Annotated in this window: 14 protein-coding genes; all 14 read left to right on the forward strand. The window is 56.8% G+C overall.

From position 1 onward, the window contains the following. Positions 1–589: 589 nt before the first annotated feature. Entirely contained in the window at positions 590–1,099 is a 510-nt protein-coding gene (locus tag NZ823_16265) for an HNH endonuclease (GenBank protein ID MCS6806681.1), read from the forward strand. 479 nt (positions 1,100–1,578) lie between these two features. Continuing rightward, on the forward strand, positions 1,579–3,744 hold the full coding sequence (locus NZ823_16270; protein MCS6806682.1) for an ATP-binding protein: 2,166 nt from the start codon (positions 1,579–1,581) through the stop codon (positions 3,742–3,744). A 12-nt stretch (positions 3,745–3,756) separates the two neighbouring features. After that, a complete protein-coding gene (locus NZ823_16275; GenBank protein MCS6806683.1) occupies positions 3,757–5,130 on the forward strand; it encodes a sigma-54 dependent transcriptional regulator in 1,374 nt (457 codons plus the stop codon). A 48-nt stretch (positions 5,131–5,178) separates the two neighbouring features. Further along, positions 5,179–5,541: a response regulator gene (locus NZ823_16280; GenBank protein MCS6806684.1), complete on the forward strand. Its 363-nt coding sequence runs from the start codon at positions 5,179–5,181 to the stop codon at positions 5,539–5,541. An 888-nt stretch (positions 5,542–6,429) separates the two neighbouring features. After that, a complete protein-coding gene (locus NZ823_16285) occupies positions 6,430–7,449 on the forward strand; it encodes an ABC transporter ATP-binding protein (GenBank protein ID MCS6806685.1) in 1,020 nt (339 codons plus the stop codon). Continuing rightward, the gene (locus NZ823_16290) at positions 7,446–8,408 is read left to right on the forward strand and encodes a threonine/serine dehydratase (GenBank protein MCS6806686.1); all 963 of its coding nucleotides are present in this window, start codon (positions 7,446–7,448) and stop codon (positions 8,406–8,408) included. Before NZ823_16285 ends, NZ823_16290 begins: the two co-directional genes overlap by 4 nt. A gap of 120 nt (positions 8,409–8,528) precedes the next feature. Then, entirely contained in the window at positions 8,529–9,620 is a 1,092-nt protein-coding gene (locus NZ823_16295; GenBank protein ID MCS6806687.1) for a sugar phosphate nucleotidyltransferase, read from the forward strand. Beyond that, the gene (locus NZ823_16300) at positions 9,611–10,972 is read left to right on the forward strand and encodes a phosphomannomutase/phosphoglucomutase (protein MCS6806688.1); all 1,362 of its coding nucleotides are present in this window, start codon (positions 9,611–9,613) and stop codon (positions 10,970–10,972) included. The genes NZ823_16295 and NZ823_16300 overlap by 10 nt, the downstream gene beginning before the upstream one ends. Before the next feature lie 2 nt (positions 10,973–10,974). After that, a complete protein-coding gene (locus NZ823_16305; protein MCS6806689.1) occupies positions 10,975–11,238 on the forward strand; it encodes a hypothetical protein in 264 nt (87 codons plus the stop codon). Between the two features lie 100 nt (positions 11,239–11,338). After that, positions 11,339–11,767: a CBS domain-containing protein gene (locus NZ823_16310; GenBank protein MCS6806690.1), complete on the forward strand. Its 429-nt coding sequence runs from the start codon at positions 11,339–11,341 to the stop codon at positions 11,765–11,767. Positions 11,768–11,928: 161 nt separating this feature from the next. Then, a complete protein-coding gene (locus tag NZ823_16315) occupies positions 11,929–13,539 on the forward strand; it encodes a S41 family peptidase (GenBank protein ID MCS6806691.1) in 1,611 nt (536 codons plus the stop codon). Between the two features lie 98 nt (positions 13,540–13,637). Beyond that, the gene (gene lolA / locus NZ823_16320) at positions 13,638–14,267 is read left to right on the forward strand and encodes an outer membrane lipoprotein chaperone LolA (GenBank protein MCS6806692.1); all 630 of its coding nucleotides are present in this window, start codon (positions 13,638–13,640) and stop codon (positions 14,265–14,267) included. Between the two features lie 73 nt (positions 14,268–14,340). Next, positions 14,341–16,788, forward strand: coding sequence for a primosomal protein N' (gene priA, locus NZ823_16325; GenBank protein MCS6806693.1), 2,448 nt, complete (start codon positions 14,341–14,343; stop codon positions 16,786–16,788). 181 nt (positions 16,789–16,969) lie between these two features. Next, the gene (locus tag NZ823_16330; GenBank protein ID MCS6806694.1) at positions 16,970–17,473 is read left to right on the forward strand and encodes an FxLYD domain-containing protein; all 504 of its coding nucleotides are present in this window, start codon (positions 16,970–16,972) and stop codon (positions 17,471–17,473) included. Positions 17,474–17,476: the final 3 nt, after the last annotated feature.

Raw genomic sequence — 17,476 nt, forward strand, 5'->3', positions numbered from 1 at the left:
CGATCCACTTGCGCTTCTTCCTTTACAATGGGAATAATATATCGCTGCATTTGGCTTCCTCCGGCAAGCATTTTCCTTAAAAGTATTACAGCTTGCCAGAGGAATCCCTCTCTTTCAAGCACAAAATTTGAAACGATTACGACAGCAGAGCAAGCCAGAGAGGCGCGTTGGAGACGCGCCGAGACGTGCGCCTTCTCAGCCAGCGAATGGTGAGCATGAACGAGCCGATGGGGAACGGGTCGCGCCCCTTCAGGGCGCGAGGGATTGGGGATGGCGCCCACCCAGACGTTTCACGTCTGGCTACCCGCTGGTGGGCGGCTGCCGCCGTCGCTCGCTCCGTTCAAAACGCCACACTTGAGCAGACATCCACGCGGCAACGCTCCTGCAAAGAACGTGGTCTTTTCTTCCGCAAGTAGAGAGGCCTTTGGCAGTCTCAGCGACTGAAAAAATTTTCGCCAAGCTCAGGGCATCGTGCTACTCAGTAGAGAAGACCCTTTGCCCAGTTCAGCGGGCGAAAAATTTTCTCTAGGCATTGCCCCGATTTTGGCTATAATAATCGCTCATGATTTTGGCTGAGGGAAAAAATTTGATGAAAGGACCTGTGCTCGTGCTCAATGCCACGTACGAGCCTATCAATGTGACGACGGTTCGTCGGGCGCTGGTCCTGATCTTTAAGGGGACAGCTCGACCGGAGGAGCTGACTGATCGCGTGATCCATTCAGCGCGTCAGTCGTTCACGGTGCCATCGGTGATTCGCCTGGTTGAGTATGTGCGCATCCCTTATGAACGCAAAGAACTCTCACGCCGCAATGTGCTGTTGCGCGATGGGTACGCTTGTCAGTACTGCGCGCGCAAACTCAACCCTTCAGAGCTGACTATTGACCATGTCCTGCCTCGTGCGCGAGGTGGTCGCACCTCCTGGGACAACGTGGTTACCTGCTGTCGCAAGTGCAATGCGCGAAAAGGCGACCGGCTGCCGGAAGAAGTTGGCATGAAACTGCTCAAGCATCGTCAGGCGTTGTCGTGGCGAGTCGGCCATCAAATTCTGCTGCACCTGGGTCGCCATCAAGAATCGTGGCGTAAGTATCTGATCCTGTAATGGCGGCGTGCGGCTCGCCGACGTTTTCTGAGCGAGCCCGCTGCCATGACCTTCCTGGGCGAGTCAAAAGACAACAGCGTTTGTTTTAACCGGACGGTCTTTGACCGAGGCCGCTGTTATTACCTTCCTGAGCTTGAAAAGGCCATGCTTGGCCGAGCCAAATATAAGCCTCAAATTGACCGGTGACCCATCAACGTGAGCTTGAAAAGACTGTGTTTCGGCAACCCACACCATAGTTTCTCTCCTGAAACTCGAATCGCAGCCCTGAAACACCTGTTACAGCAGGCTACCTGAGCATTTGGCCCTCCGCTGGATAACAGGCTCATTATCATGGCCATTGCCGACGATTGGCAGACGTTTCAAGTGTCACGGTGTGGCACGTCATTTGCAACACTGAGGCACTGCAAGGTCAGAAGTAGAGGTGGCCGGCCGTCTTGTGGCACGTGGTCGTGGTCAGGGGCGAGGAGCATCTTTACATCATGAAGCGTTTTTTCACGACGGAGCGCATTAGCGGGCTCACTATCATTTTAGGGATTTCGCTGACGGCGGGATTGATGATTGCTCTGCCGCAATATCCCAAGCGGATGGCGGAAGGAGCGATTATGCGAATCCAGAGTCAGTTGAGTCGAAAAATCTCCGACCTATTGACGGAGCGGATCAATGGAGTCGAAGCGTTGGCAGACCTCTATGCCGGCGGCGTGATCAAAGACGCTACCACGCATGCCTATTATGGACGCCGCCTCGTGGAAAAGACGCAGGGCCTGGAGCGGATCAACTACATTGATCGCTCGTATCGCACGCAGTATGTCTATCCGAGTCCTGCCGACCCGCGCTTTGAGTTGGATAACTCATCAGGGCTGCTCGCGGCGGCCAAGCGCGCTGTCGAAACAAAGAAGATGGTCGTTGCCGATCCATCAGGCGGCAGTGGCAAAAGGCCATCCTCATTGATCGCGTTCGTTCCGGTGGCCAGCGAGCGGGGCGTGGTCGGATTGATCCAGGCTGTCTTCTCAATCAAAACGATCACACGCGACGTGATCGAACCGTTGATCGAATCGGATGTGCCATATCAGTTGGAGGATAGTAATGGCACGGTGCTTGGAGGCCAGTTCCAGAAAGATTTAGAGAAGAATCCGCCAGTAGCCTTGCCAATCCGCATTGGGCAGACGGAATGGGTGGTGAAATTTCCCGCCACGGCCGTGATTCAACACGCCGGTGTGCCGGTGTTTGACTGGCTGACGATTCCCTACAATTGGCTCACCAAGGTGTTTGGCTTTGGGATCGTCATCGTGCTCACCTTTGGCACGCTGGCATTGACTCGACAAAGTCGCAAGCTGGAGCAACAGAACGAAGAGATCGCCCGGTTGTATGAGACGATTCAGTCCTCGCTCCAGCAGACTGAGCATGAATATCGCCGCATTGAAATGATTTTGGAAAGCGTCCCGGCGGGCGTGTGTGTCATTGAAGCTGATTCAGGCAAGGTGGTGATTGCCAACCGCAATGCCAGCAGTTTGTTCGGTCAGCCGCTCGCTCCGGGCGTCGTGGTGCCGATCTTATCCGAGTCGTATGCTTTATGTCAGCCCAGCGGCGAGCCGTATCCGTTGGCCGAGTTGCCCATCGGGAAAGCTGTTCTGGCCGGCATTAGCAGCGTCACGGATGACGTCACACTGGTGCGACCCGATGGCCGCAAGATCAATCTGCTGATGGGCGCAGCGCCGATTTCCACCACCGATGACCAGAATACCCAGCAAATCGTCCTCGTCTTTCAGGACATCACCGAGAAAGTGAAACTGGAACGCCAACTGCAACATTACACCGAGCGGTTGGAGTTAGAAGTTCGCAAGCGTACCAGTGAGCTGGAACAAGCCGAACGCGAGCTGCGCCAATCCTATGAGCAGTTGAAGCAAACGCAGGAACGGTTGATCGAACACGAACGATTATCTGCCATCGGCAAAATGTCGGCGACGATTGCCCATGAGATTCGCAATCCACTGAGCGCTTTGCATGCGGCAGCGCAGGAACTGAAGGAGGGATTGTCGCTGCCAGAGGAATATCAGGAATTGCTCGATATTATCACATCTCAGTCTACACGGCTCAGTAAGATCATTCAGAACACGCTGTCGTTTACGCGGCCCATCAGCCTGGAGAAGCGTCCGGTTGACATCAATCAATTGGTCGAACGTTTGATGGCTTCGATGCGTAGCGATGCGCGATTCCAGAATGGCGTTCAATTGACCAAGCGATTCGCTAGTGATATGCCGCTGGCGTTGATTGATCCTGACGCTGTCGAGCAGGTCTTATGGAACATTCTCCTGAATGCCGTGCAGGCTGTCCGTAACGGCAACGGTCAAGTTCAGGTCATGACCCGATGGTTGCCCAACGGTTACAACGGATTTGCCAAACCATGTTTGGAAATTGCGGTGAGCGACAATGGCGTTGGGATTGCCCCAGGCCAGTTGCAAAAAATCTTTGAGCCGTTCCATACCACCAAGGCGCAAGGAACAGGGCTAGGATTGGCTGTCGCACGTCGCATTATCGAAGCTCACGGGGGGATGATCAAAGCTGAAAGCCAAGTCAACCGCGGCACGATTATGCGTATCTTGCTGCCCGTGGACACCGAGGCAGAGAGACGAACGAATACTAAGTGAGGTTGTGGGACTATGTCGAAAATACTGATTGTGGATGATGAGCAACCGATTCGTCAGACGTTAGCCTTCACCCTGAAACGCCAAAATTATGAGGTTGATGAAGCAGCCACGTCGCAGGAAGCGTGGGCCCAATTGGAGCAGCGCAGCTACGACCTGATTCTCATGGACCTACGCCTCAACGGCGACTCCGGGCTCGACTTGCTGGAGCGGGTTAAGAAGACTTATCCGCAGAGCGAGGTCATGATGATCACCGCGTTTGGCACCGTTGATTCGGCTGTTGAGGCCATGAAGCTGGGAGCTTGCGATTACATCACCAAGCCCTTTCACCGCGAGGAATTGTTACATCGCGTCAAGAATGTCCTGCGCACCAAGCAACTGGAGAGCGAAGTCCTGGCATTGCGTGAAGAGGTTGGACGTCACACGGGCTTTGACGGCATCGTCGGCCAATCCAAAGAACTCTTAAAAGCGCTGGCGCTGATTCAAAAAGTAGCTCCAACAGATGCCACCGTGTTGATTACCGGCGAGACAGGCACCGGCAAGGACGTGATGGCGCGCGCCATTCACATGCTCAGTCGGCGGGCTGATCGCCCGTTCGTTTCCATTAACTGCGCGGCTTTCCCGGAAAACTTGTTGGAAAGCGAGTTGTTCGGCTACGTCAAGGGCGCCTTCACCGGCGCGATCAACAGCCGCAAAGGGCTGATTCAGGAAGCCGACGGCGGTACATTCTTCCTGGATGAAGTCGGCACCATGCCGCTGGCCCTGCAGACCAAGCTGCTGCGCGTCATTGAGGACCGCATGGTGCGGCGGCTGGGCGAAAACCAAACTTCCTATGTAGACATCCGCATCGTGGCGGCCACCAACCAAGACCTGCAACAGTCCGTTCGAGAAAAAACATTCCGCGAAGACTTGTTCTATCGGCTCAACGTGGTCTCCATTCACTTGCCGCCGTTGCGCGCGCGACGCGCCGACATTCCGGAACTGGCCCAGCATTTCCTGAAACGCTTTGCTGAACGCGACGGGCGCGAGGGCGTCGAATTTTCTCAGGAGGCACTCGCCTTGATGCTGAATTACGATTATCCCGGCAATGTGCGTGAGCTTGCGCATATCGTCGAACATGCGGTGACCATCTGTTCGGGGCCGCTCATTATGCCTGAAGACTTACCGCAGCGACTCAGGGAAAATAGCAAAGCAGGTCGCAACGTCGCGCCGGAAGAACGCTACAATCGCCGCCAGCAACTGGAAGAAGAAGAACGCCGGCTGATCGTCAGCGCGATCAAAGATAGTTCGTCCATTATTCAAGCGGCCGAGGCGCTTGGCATGAGCCGAGCCACACTGTGGCGCCGGATGAGAAAATACGGCTTGTCCAAGCGACTCTTTGTGGAATGAGGCCGACGGTGCCGTAGCCAGCGCAACCGCGCGCATTCAAGGAACGCCATGTCCAGAATCCTCATTACAGATGATGAAGAGCCGATTCGCCGAGTCTTGCGCATCATGTGCAAAGGTCTCGGTCATCATGTTGACGTGGCCGAAAACGGCCTGGAAGCGATGGAGCGCTTCAGGCAAGCACCGTACGATTTGCTCATAACCGACCTAAAGATGATGCCGGTATCAGGCATCGAGCTTGTGCAGTTCGTGCGCTCAGCTTATCCGCAAACGAAGATCATCATTCTGACAGCATGGTCTATCAGCGCCTCAGAATTGCAGGCCAAAAAACTTGGCATTAAACACTACTTCGCCAAGCCATTCAACCGCGAACAAGTCATCGCTGCCATTAAACAACTCTTGCCCAGCACCTGAGGACGTGGATCGTGGTTCGTGGATCGTGATTCGTGGTTCGTGATCCGTGGATCGTGGATCGTGATTCGTGATTCCTGGATCGTGGTTCGTGGTTTGTGATCCGTGGATTCACGGCTGTCCAGGCGTTGCACGTGTAGCGAGCTGCTGTGAGGCGTCGCCGACACCACTTGAGCCGTCCGCATTTGAAGACTCCACCCACACATCAACACTACACTCTCACGCGGGCTATATCGCCCTGGAATTTGCTCGCGTGAGCAACAGCAGTCTTCATGCCAAGTGTTGCACAATTGTGGAACAGGCGTCGCAGAATGAGTTGGATGTTGCAAAATGAGACATGAGAAAGCAAAGCCTCAGGTCTGATCTTTGTTAGCCAGTGTCCATCAACCTCTTGATCGTGTGGTGGTTGGAAAGCATAAAGCAAAATCCTATGGGTTGTTGTGCGCTTTGGCACAGTCTTTGCTCAACACTACGGCGTAGTTGCCCGAGTTCAAGAAATAATAAGGAGAAAGGCTCGGGAGTGAGAGAGGCTACAGAACAACGCTTGAGCTTGCACGCAAGCTGGCTCAAGCTAGACCCGACCGACGGCCGGGCCACGCTCAGCACAGGCAATAGGTATCATGCTGACGCTGCCCGGTCCGAGTCGAATGCAATCATAAGAATTCATCATTCTCTCTTCTCTCCTTCTCATACAGCCCTAACCCAGCGCGACCGGGATTCGGAAGGTCCCGGTCGCGTCGCCGTTTTGGGCCGCAACCGGCGAGGCGTTGAGCATCGCGCCGGTTGAACTCGTTTGAACTCGGTCGCCTCGCCGCGCAAAGATGCACCAAGCAGATGCTCATCGGCTCGCTCTGGACAATTGGCACGCCGTGCGAGAAAATGCCCAAGCCTATGAGCGAGTCAATCAACCTTCTTGATGTGCGTGAGTTGAAAACCTACTTTTTCACGCGCCAGGGGGTCGTCAAAGCTGTTGATGGAGTCAGCTTCACGCTGAAGCGGGGCCAAACATTAGGACTCGTAGGCGAGTCCGGTTGTGGTAAGTCTGTGACCGGTCAATCTCTGCTGCGCTTAATTTCGCCGCCCGGTCGCATCGTGGGTGGTCAAGTCCTATTCAATGGCACCGACCTGCTCAGCCTCGATCCGGAGACCATGCGCCGGCATCGTGGGCGGCACATCGCCATGATCTTCCAAGACCCGATGACGTCGCTCAATCCTGTTTACACGGTCGGCTATCAAATTGCTGAAGCCATCCTCGTGCACAACGCTATAACGAAGCGCGAGGCTTGGGAGCGAGCCGTTGCGCTGATGAAAGCAGTGGCCATTCCCGATGCTGAGCGACGCGCCAAGAGCTACCCGCATGAGCTGTCGGGCGGCATGCGCCAACGGGTCATGATTGCCATGGCAATCTCTTGTCGCCCTGACATCTTGATTGCCGACGAACCGACGACGGCGCTGGATGTCACCATTCAGGCGCAAATCCTGGAGCTGCTGATGCAGTTGCGTCGCGAGATGAACCTATCCATGCTGCTGATCACCCATGATCTGGGCGTGGTGGCCGAAACAGCCGATCACGTGGCTGTGATGTATGCCGGTCGCATTGTGGAGAGTGGAACGACACGAGACATCTTCAAGAACCCACAACATCCCTATACACGAGGATTGCTGCGATGCGCGCCAACGCTGGCGACTGCGCCGTCAGCGCAGCCACGCCGTTTAGAAACGATTGAAGGAGTTGTGCCCAGTCTGCTGAATTTGCCGCCGGGCTGCCCGTTTGCGCCGCGATGCCCGGAAGTGCAGCCCAGTTGTCGGCAGGGCGATATTCTGTTCACCACGGTCAGTCCGGGACATCAGGTTCGTTGTGTGGCGCGCGGTTCGTCCGTTCAGACACCATCACTGGAGACAGCAGCATGACGATGGCTATTCCTACCATGACGCAGATTCTGGAAGCGCGACAGTTGATCCGTCGGTATCTACCGCGCACGCCGCTGTATGAGTACCCGGCATTGTCTTCCTGGTTAGGTTGCACGGCCTACGTCAAGCACGAGAATTACCAGCCGGTCGGTGCCTTTAAGGTGCGAGGCGGCATCAATCTGATGGCGCGACTGAGCGATGAGGAACGACGTCGAGGTGTCATCACCGCTTCAACCGGCAACCACGGACAATCCATTGCTTATGCAGCGCGACTGTTTGGCGTGCGCGCTATTGTGGCCATGCCGGAGCGCGCCAATCCCGACAAGGTCGCCGCTATGCAGCACATGGGCGCTGAGGTAATCTTCCATGGCAAGGATTTTGATGAAGCCCGCGAGTACGTCGAGAAACTGGCCATCGAGCAAGGCTATCGGTATATTCACTCAGCCAATGAGCCTCACCTGATTGCCGGCGTGGGAACGATTGGGTTGGAAATTCTCGAAGACGCGCCCGACGTGGACGCGATCATCGTGCCGGTCGGCGGCGGCAGCAACGCAGCGGGCATTTCTCTTGTCGTCAAGGCATTGAATCCGCAAACGGCGGTCATCGGCGTGCAGTCAGAGGCAGCGCCGGCAGTCTACTTGTCGTGGAAGAGCGGCAGCCCGCAACGCACCGAGTTCATGAACACGTTTGCTGAAGGCTTAGCCACACGGCAAGGATTCGCATTGACGGTTGACATCCTTGTGCGCAACCTCAGCGATTTCGTGCTGGTCAGCGATGAGGAGATTCGCCAGGCCGTTGTTCAGATGCTGAGCCTGACGCACAGTCTGGCGGAACCGGCTGGCGCGGCTCCACTGGCGGCGGCGTGTCAATTGAAGTCGGCCTTGCGCGGCCGCAAGGTCGCGTTGGTGCTGAGCGGAGCCAATATCACCGTTGCTTCGTTGCGAGAGCTTTTAAGGTAACGCCTGATCCGATCATGACGCGAGCGTTTGACGCCGACCAGCTTTTATGATGAAATCAAAGCGGTGAGCGACAAAGCAGCGGCGTCAACGAAGCGGCGTCAACAAAGCGGGGACTAGCGTATGTACATCGTCATCATGGCGGGCGGTTCAGGAACGCGATTCTGGCCGGCTAGCCGTGAATCTCAGCCGAAACAATTTCTCAATATCATCGGCTCGGCCACGTTGATCGAGCAGACGTTTGCGCGCGTTGCAGCGTTGGGCGATGAAGCAAAAACCTATTTGGTCATTAACGAGCGCCATCGCGCGTTGACCGAACGCTTGTTTGCCGGTCGCCGTCTTCACATATTGACTGAACCGGTTGGACGAAACACGGCGCCGTGCATCGGCTTGGCGGCGCTGCATGTTCAACAACAGGCCGGCGATGAACCGATGGTCGTTTTACCGGCCGATCATTTCATTGCCGATGAATCGGCGTTTCGCGCAACGCTACTGACCGCTGTCCACCTGGCGCAATCGGGCGCTATTGTGACCATTGGCATCACGCCAACGCGCCCGGAGACCGGCTATGGTTATATCCTGATGGGCGCGCCGCATGAGTCGTTCTCGTCGCATCCCGTGTATCGCGTTGAACGGTTCGTTGAAAAACCAGACCCGGCGACGGCTCTTGAGTACCTGCGCAGTGGACGGTATCTCTGGAACAGTGGGATATTCGTTTTCACGGCCAATACGATTTTGCAAGAGATGCAGCAACACTTGCCGGTCATTGAAGCGGGGCTGCGGCGGTTACGGCCGCACCTGGGCCAGCCAAGTTATCCGGCTGCGCTGGCTGAGGTCTACGCGGGCTGGCCGAGCATCTCGATTGATTACGGCATCATGGAGCACACCACGCGGCCAGTTTACGTTGTGCCGGGCACGTTTGGTTGGAGCGATGTCGGCAGTTGGGAAGCGCTCTATGAGCTGCGTCGGGATGAACACGACACGGCAGCCAATCTCAATGACGCAGCAGCCTTGCTGGTGGATGCGCGCGGCAGTTTTGTCTATTCACGAACCGGACGCGTCATTGCCTTGCTCGGCGTCAATGACGTGCTCGTCGTGGATACGCCTGACGCCGTCCTGGTTGCTGACTTGAAACGGTCACAGGAGGTACGCCGTATTACCGAGGCGCTGAATGAGCAAAATAATAAGAGGGAGAGGGATTCGTCATGCAGGTAAATTCCCACGTGTTTCGTGAATATGATATTCGAGGTCTAGTCGAGCGGGATTTGACCGATGAGTTTGTGTACAATCTGGGGCGAGCCTGCGGCACGCACTATCGGCGCCATGGCGTTGGCCGTGTCGCGCTGGCCCGCGATGGGCGGGAGAGTTCGCCCCACTTGCGCGACGTACTGGCGCAAGGATTGATGCAAACCGGCTGCGATGTTGTGGACATCGGCATGGTGCCGACGCCGCTGCTGTATTTCAGCTTGTTCATGATTGACGTCGGCGGTGGCATCATGATTACGGGCAGTCATAATCCGCCGGAGTATAACGGTTTCAAAGTCGCCTTGGGGCGGACGACGATTTACGGCGATGAGATTCAGCAGCTTCGTCGCCTGATGGAAACGGAAGATTTCGTCGCGGCTGCCCCCGGCACCTCTGAGCAACGAGAGATCGTCAACCTCTATCAGCAACACGTCATCGGTCGTTTGCGGCTTGGTTCGCGGCGCGTCAAGGTTGTCGTGGACGCGGGCAATGGAATGGGCGGTTTTGTCGGAGCGCCGTTGTATCGCCAACTGGGCTTCGATGTGGTGGAACTATATTGCGAGCCGGATAGCCGCTTTCCCCATCATCATCCCGACCCGACGGTGGTGGAAAACATGCAAGACCTGATTGCAACGGTGTTGCGAGAAAAGGCCGACGTGGGCATCGCCTATGACGGCGACGCCGACCGTATCGGCGTGGTGGATGAGCAAGGCCGCATCATCTGGGGCGATCAACTGATGATCATTTTTGCCCGCGAAATTCTCAAAGAGCAACCGGGGGCCACGTTCATCAGCGAGGTCAAATGCTCACAGACGCTATTTGACGACATCGCTCAGCATGGCGGTCGTCCGATCATGTGGAAAGTTGGCCACTCGCCGATCAAAGCCAAGATGAAAGAAGAGCGGGCTGCTTTGGCCGGTGAAATGAGCGGCCACATTTTCTTTGCCGACCGCTATTTTGGCTACGACGATGCCATTTACGCGGGCGCGCGTTTGCTGGAGATTTTGTCTAACACCGAGACACCGTTGTCGGGGCTGCTGGCCGGCGTGCCCCCGATGGTGGCCACGCCGGAAATTCGCGTTGAGTGTCCTGATGAGAAAAAATTCTCCGTCGTTGAACAACTGGTGGCAGTGTTCAAACAAGAGTATTCGGTGATTGATATTGATGGCGCGCGGATTCTGTTCGACGGCGGCTGGGGCCTGGTTCGCGCTTCCAACACGCAGCCGGCGCTTGTCTTGCGGTTTGAAGCCACAGACCATGAACGACTGCAACAGATTCGCCAGACTGTTGAAGCGAAACTCAACCAACTGATGTGTGCATAAAGGTGCGCATAAATGAGCGTGCTGATGCTCAAAATCAGTGGACAGTGGCAGTGGTCAGTGGACGGTGGAGGGTGGTCAGTGGTCGGTGGAGGGTGGTCAGTGGACGGTGGACGGTGGTTGGTGAGCAGTGGTTAGTGCTCGTTGTTGTTGGTCAATGGTCGGTGCGTGTAACTTTCGCGCCGCAACCTAATCAGCTTGAGTGGTTAGTGGTCAGTGGTTGGTGCTCAGTGGGCGGTGGGCAATGGTTAGTGGGTGGTGGGCGGTGAGCAGTGGCAAGTGGTCAGTATGGACGAGCGTTCAATCTCATGCAACTCTCCACTGTCCACTGTTCCATGAGCAATCTGTGGCTATTTTTGGAGGAGTGCTATGAAGCGAATCAGTGAAATTATCACCGTCAGAACCGAAGTCTATTGTGTTCACCCGGATGATACCGTGCATGAAGCGGCGCGGCGTATGGCTGAGTGGAACGTCCGCGCCGTGACGGTGTGTAAGGACAACCGTGTGGTTGGTATCGTCTCCAACTGGGACTTCCTCACCAAAGTACTGGCTCAGGGGCAGGACCCCAAAACGACTCGCATCAGTGAAGTGATGACGTCCGATCCGATGACGGTCACGCCCGATGCCAGTTATGCTGAGTGTTTGGTGACCATGTTGGAAAACGACTTTCAGCATCTGGTGGTGGTCTCTGAGCGCGGCGAGCCGCTCGGCACAGTGGCCATCGGTGATCTGCTCAAGATTGACAAAGCCGAACGCGACGAAATGCTCCGCTTCTATCACAACATGTTCATGGCGTAATCGTGCAAGCGCCGCTCCTAGAGCCTGACTGAGTAGGCCAGCGACACGCGCGCCACGATGGCTGACCAAGCGCGCGCCACGATGGCTCACCAACTGAATGACAAGCGATCAACGGGTGTGTTATAGTAGGCGTGGATATTCTGATGATGAGGCGCAGAAGTATGAGACAACGAACGGCGGTGCTGACGCTCGTATTGATCAGCGTCGTTGTGGGTGTTGGCAATATCTTGGTGAACCGGGCATCGGCTCAGCAACCGACCACACCGGCGCGGATTGAGCGGGACTTCCAAGAGGCTTACAAGCTGGCGAAAAATTACTACGCCGGCGAGGTGGATACAACGCGACTGACAGAGTCGGCGATTCAAGGCATGCTTCTGGCGCTCGATCCCCATTCGAGCTACCTCGATGCCAAGGAATTTGCTGAGATGCGACGCGAGCAGGAGAGCCGTTTTTACGGCATCGGCGTCAATATCAATCGTCGCAACGGTCGCGTGCATATTTTATCGGTTTTGCCCAATACGCCGGCGGAAGAAGCGGGATTGCGGTACGGGGACGCCATCCTCGCGGTTGATGACATCCCGGTGGTTGACTGGGGAACTTCGCAAGTGGCCCGAAAGGTTCGTGGCGAGCGTCACACGATGGTCAAGCTGACAATTGAGCGGGTTGGCGAACCCGCCCCGCTGACGTTTCACATTCGGCGTCAACCGGTGCCGTTACCGAGCGTGCAGAATGCGTTCATGATTCGTCCTGGCGTCGGCTATATTGGACTAACACGCGGTTTCCAGGCGACCACGATTGACGAGTTGAATGAGGCCATTAGCAAGCTCAAAGCAGATGGCATGGAATCGCTGATTCTGGATTTGCGGGGCAATCCCGGGGGGTTGCTCAATCAGGCGGTGCAGGTGGCCAGCCGATTTCTTCAGCCGGGCGAAGTGATTGTAGAAGTCAAAGGGCGTCGCAGCTCGCGCCCGCCGTATCGCGCGCTTTCGTCAAATCCTGATGATTTCCCGTTGGTGGTCCTGATCAATCAAGCTTCTGCGTCGGCTTCGGAGATTGTCGCCGGCGCTTTGCAGGATCATGACCGCGCGCTGATTGTCGGAGAACCGAGCTTCGGCAAGGGGCTTGTTCAGACGGTTTATCCCATCATGCGGGGTGAAGGCGGCGCGGTCACGCTCTCGACGGCGCGCTATTACACGCCGGCAGGGCGGTTAATTCAGCGCGATTACAGCAAGCTGTCGGTCTACGATTACTATGTCTCGCGCGGCCCAAACCAGACCCAGAAGAAAACCGGTCCTGCCTCCACCACCGATGGTGGGCGTCCCGTCTATAGCGGCGGCGGCATTGATCCCGACGTGCTTGTGCCGACACCCAATGATCCCGTCCGCGCCAAGGTGTTTGCCGCGACCTTTGAATTTGTGCGCCATCTGGTGGCCGGACAGATTCAAGGATATGCCTCATGGCGCGTCACACGAGCGCAGACGCCGCGTCCTGACACCATTCCAGAGGTGGAGATCAACGACGGCGTGTGGCACGCGTTCCGTCAGTTTGTTGACAAGCGACGCGAATTCCAATTGAGCGCCGCTGAGCTGGAGACGCATAAGCAGTATGCCCTACAACGCATCCGCGAGGAAGTCGTCACCGCGCGCTTCGGCGCAGAAGCCGGCAATCGTGTGGCTCTCACTCATGACGAACAACTTGAGCATGCCGTCCGCTCGGTGCCGCAGGCCAAAGAATTAGTCAAGAACCTGCGCCAGGCTAAGAGCAAATCCTAATGGCGAACCACCGGTCACTCCGTCAACCCGCGCCGCGCCGACCGCACAATCCATGCTACCTGCTTCGTGCTTGCTCGTGCGCGGTATTGTTCCTGTTGATGATGGCGTTGGCGCCGCCGGTCTCTGCTCAACAAACTCCTTCAGCGATCCTGGAATTGGTGCAGAAGAAATATGCGCGCCTCAATACACTCGCTGCCGAGTTCACGCACATTTATCGAGCGCCCGGTTCCCGCACCTATCGTGAGTCAGGCTATGTCTGGTTGCAACGCCCGCGCTTGATGCGCTGGGAGTACACCAGCCCAGAGGAAAAATTGTTTATCTGCGACGGCAAGACGGTTTATCTGTACGTCCCGGCCGAGCGACAAGTGGCGCGTCAAAGGATCAAAGAGGCTGACGACGTTCGCATCTCGTTCATCTTTCTGCTGGGGCGCTCAGACCTGCGCCAATACTTTTCTCGCTTTGAACTGAGCCAGAGCGAAACGCCGGTCCAAGCCGGCAATTTGATCATCCGACTCACGCCACAAAAGCGATACGCCGTGTTTGCTGAGTTGCTGCTTGAAATTGTGCCGACCACGTATGAGCTGCGTCGCATCTCAGTGATGGAAGTTGGCGGCGCGCGCTCCGACTTTCTGCTGTCCAACGTCAAGGAGAATGTGGCTGTCTCGCCGGCTCAGTTTAGTTTTACCATCCCACCCAATGTGCAAGTCGTGGAGGCTGACAAACAATAATCTGCCGTCCGTGATGCGCCGCCAGCTTGACGCCTGCTGATTGCGTCTTGCATGCTGACACCTGACAGTCGTTATGTATATTGACGTGGCGCTCCCACTCGGGGTCAACCAAACGTTCACCTACCGACTGCCTCCGCCGTGGCAGAGCAGCGCCTGTGTGGGCGCGCGCGTCGTGGTCCCGTTTGGCAACAAACCGCTGACAGGCTACATTGTCGGCGTCAACACGTCGCTTGATCCATCGCTGGCCGATGCCCGCGTCAAGGGCGTGCTCCACCTGATTGATCAGGAGCCGATTGTCGGGCAGAACATTTTGGAACTGACGCGCTGGTTGGCAGAGTTTTATGGCTCATCATGGGGAGAAGCCATTCGCGCGGCGTTGCCGGCAGGCTTGGGGGTGGCCTCGGAAATTCTCTTCTCGCTGACGCCGGAAGGAGAGGCTGCCCTGAGTAAAATGAGCTCGGCTCGGCTTCGCACTTCCACACGAGCGCAAGCATTGCAGATGGTCGCCGAGCATGGTTCTGTGGCATTGAGCCAGTGGCAAAAGAAATTTGGTAAGACGCGCGCCCGCGCCATTGCCCGTGCGTTGGAGTTGGCCGGTTACGTTCAGCGACACTTCGGCGTTGGCCAGCCTCACGTCAAACCGAAATTGCAAAATATGGCGCAGCTTCGGCTCGACGCCGCGCTGGAGCCGACGCTGACGGAGAAACAGCAGCGCGTGATCCAGGTATTGCGCGCGGCCAGCGGTCCGCTTCCGCTGGGCGAGCTTGCCGACCGCGCTGAGGTCGGCCCGTCGGTCATTCGCACGTTGGAAAAACGCGGCGTTCTTCAAATCGTCGCGCAGCCAGTGCGCCGCGACCCGCTTAAACACATCGAGGTCGGCCCGCCACAATGGTTCGAGCTGACCGAACGACAGCAGGCCGCGTTGCAACCGATTGAGGCGGCGTTGCAGGCTGGACGCTATGCAGCCTTTCTGTTGCATGGTGTGACGGGCAGCGGCAAAACCGAAGTCTACATTCGCGCTATGCATGCCGCTTTACGGCTGGGCAAGACGGCGTTAATGCTGGTGCCGGAGATTTCGCTCACGCCGGTCTTCAGTCGGCGACTGCGCTCACACTTTGGCGAGCGTGTGGCCATCCTGCACTCATCGTTGTCAGAGGGCGAGCGATTTGACGAATGGAATCGCATTCGCCAGGGCTTGGCCCCTGTTGTCATTGGCACGCGCTCGGCTGTCTTTGCCCCGCTCCAGCGGTTGGGGCTTGTGGTTGTGGATGAAGAACATGACACTTCGTACAAGCAGGAAGACGTGCCTCGCTATAACGGTCGCGATACAGCCATCATGCGTGCGCACAAGGAAAATGCCGTGGCTGTGCTGGGCAGCGCGACGCCTTCGCTGGAGACCTATCACAACGCGCATATCGGCAAATACACCTATGTGCCGATGGGTGAGCGCATCGGCGGACGGCAACTGGCCGGCGTTCAGGTGATTGATATGCGGCAGGTCTTTACCCGACAAGGGAAACAACAGATTTTCTCTGATGAGCTGATTGAAGCGCTCAGGCAAACGCACGCGCGCGGTGAGCAGTCCATCATCCTGCTGAATCGCCGTGGATTTGCCCCATTGGTGTTGTGTCGCCGCTGCGGCCTGACGCGCCGTTGTGTCAACTGCGATGTCTCGCTCACGTATCACAAACAACTGAACACGTTGATCTGCCACTATTGTAACTATCAGACCGCGCCTCCCACTGTGTGCGAAGTGTGCGGTGGCCAATTCATTTTTTATGCTGGCGTCGGGACCGAGCAAATTCAGGCGCGATTGGAAAAGATGTTTCCCAAGATGAAGGTGGCGCGCATGGACCGAGATACCATGCGTCGGCGGGGCAGCTACGAGCGGATCATCACCGAGTTCGCTGCCGGCTCGATTGACACGCTTGTGGGAACACAGATGATTGCCAAAGGGCATGACTTTCCTCATGTGACGTTGGTGGGGGTCGTGTCGGTTGATGCTGGCTTGGCGCTGCCCGATTTTCGCGCCGCTGAGCGCACTTTCCAACTGCTCACGCAGGTGGCCGGTCGCGCCGGTCGTGGGGATGCGCCCGGCCGAGTCATCATTCAAACCTACTATCCTGAGCACTACGCGCTGCGCTTCGCGCAGGCGCAAGATTACGAAGGCTTCTATCAACAGGAGATTCGCTTCCGTCAGATGTACCAATATCCGCCGTTCACTACGCTCATCTTGGCGTTGATTCGTCATCGTCACGCGGAGAAGGCCAGCGCCATTGCTGATGAATTTGCCAGGCATCTGCGCGCGGCTGCGTCCTCGGCTTCGGCAGTGCGCATTCTCGGTCCCGCCCCAGCGCCGCTGACTCGGTTGCGCGGCGAGTTCCGCCGTCACGTCATCATCAAGAGCATTCAGCGAGCGGCCGCCCGTCAGGCAATCGAATGGGCGTTCAAGCAGACGCGCCGGGCCGGCTTTGATACGCATTGCATCAGCATTGACGTGGACCCCGTTGATTTGATGTAGGCGCGGACGCATGGAGTCAGAATGTGCTACCAAGGATCACAAAAAACGCTGGATTGGCTGGAGACAATAGCCAACAGCGTTGCCACAAAGCGCCGACCTGAACCAGCACCCAGGCCGGCGCTCGTCGGTTGTTGTCTCTTCGCAGGCCGTGCTAACATTAGCCGGAAAGGAGAAAAGGGTTATGTTTGAATCGCCGCTGGAGTCGGAAGCAAAGTTGTCGCGTGGCCGCTCCATCAAAATTGTCGCCATCACGGCAGCCGTGTTCGCCGTCTTGCTGGCTGTCTTTCTCTACCTGAACCACCGCTACGAATCCAAGGCGACGATCGAATCGGAGCCATACCGCGCTGGCTCGCCTGAGTTCGATTCGTATTTGAAATTCGTCGAGCTGGAACAACAAGACCCACAAGGTTCGGAGAACTTGTTGGGACAGATCATCGTGGTCGCCAACGCGATTTTACACAATCGCGGTGATAAGACGTTGAATCATGTCGAAGTGCGCGCGGTCGTTTACGATGCAGCCGGTAATGAAATCGCCGAGCGCACAGCGCGGCCTGTCCCGCGCGTGCGTCGGCAACTGGCGCCGGGCGAATCCATGCTGGTGCGGGTGAACGTGGATAGCATCCCGGCAGGCTCGGTCCCGGCAGCCGCGCAAGTCGTGTTGACCGGCTTGCGATTCAAGCCGTGAATC

This window comes from Blastocatellia bacterium (assembly GCA_025054955.1).
Classification (GTDB): domain Bacteria; phylum Acidobacteriota; class Blastocatellia; order HR10; family J050; genus JANWZE01.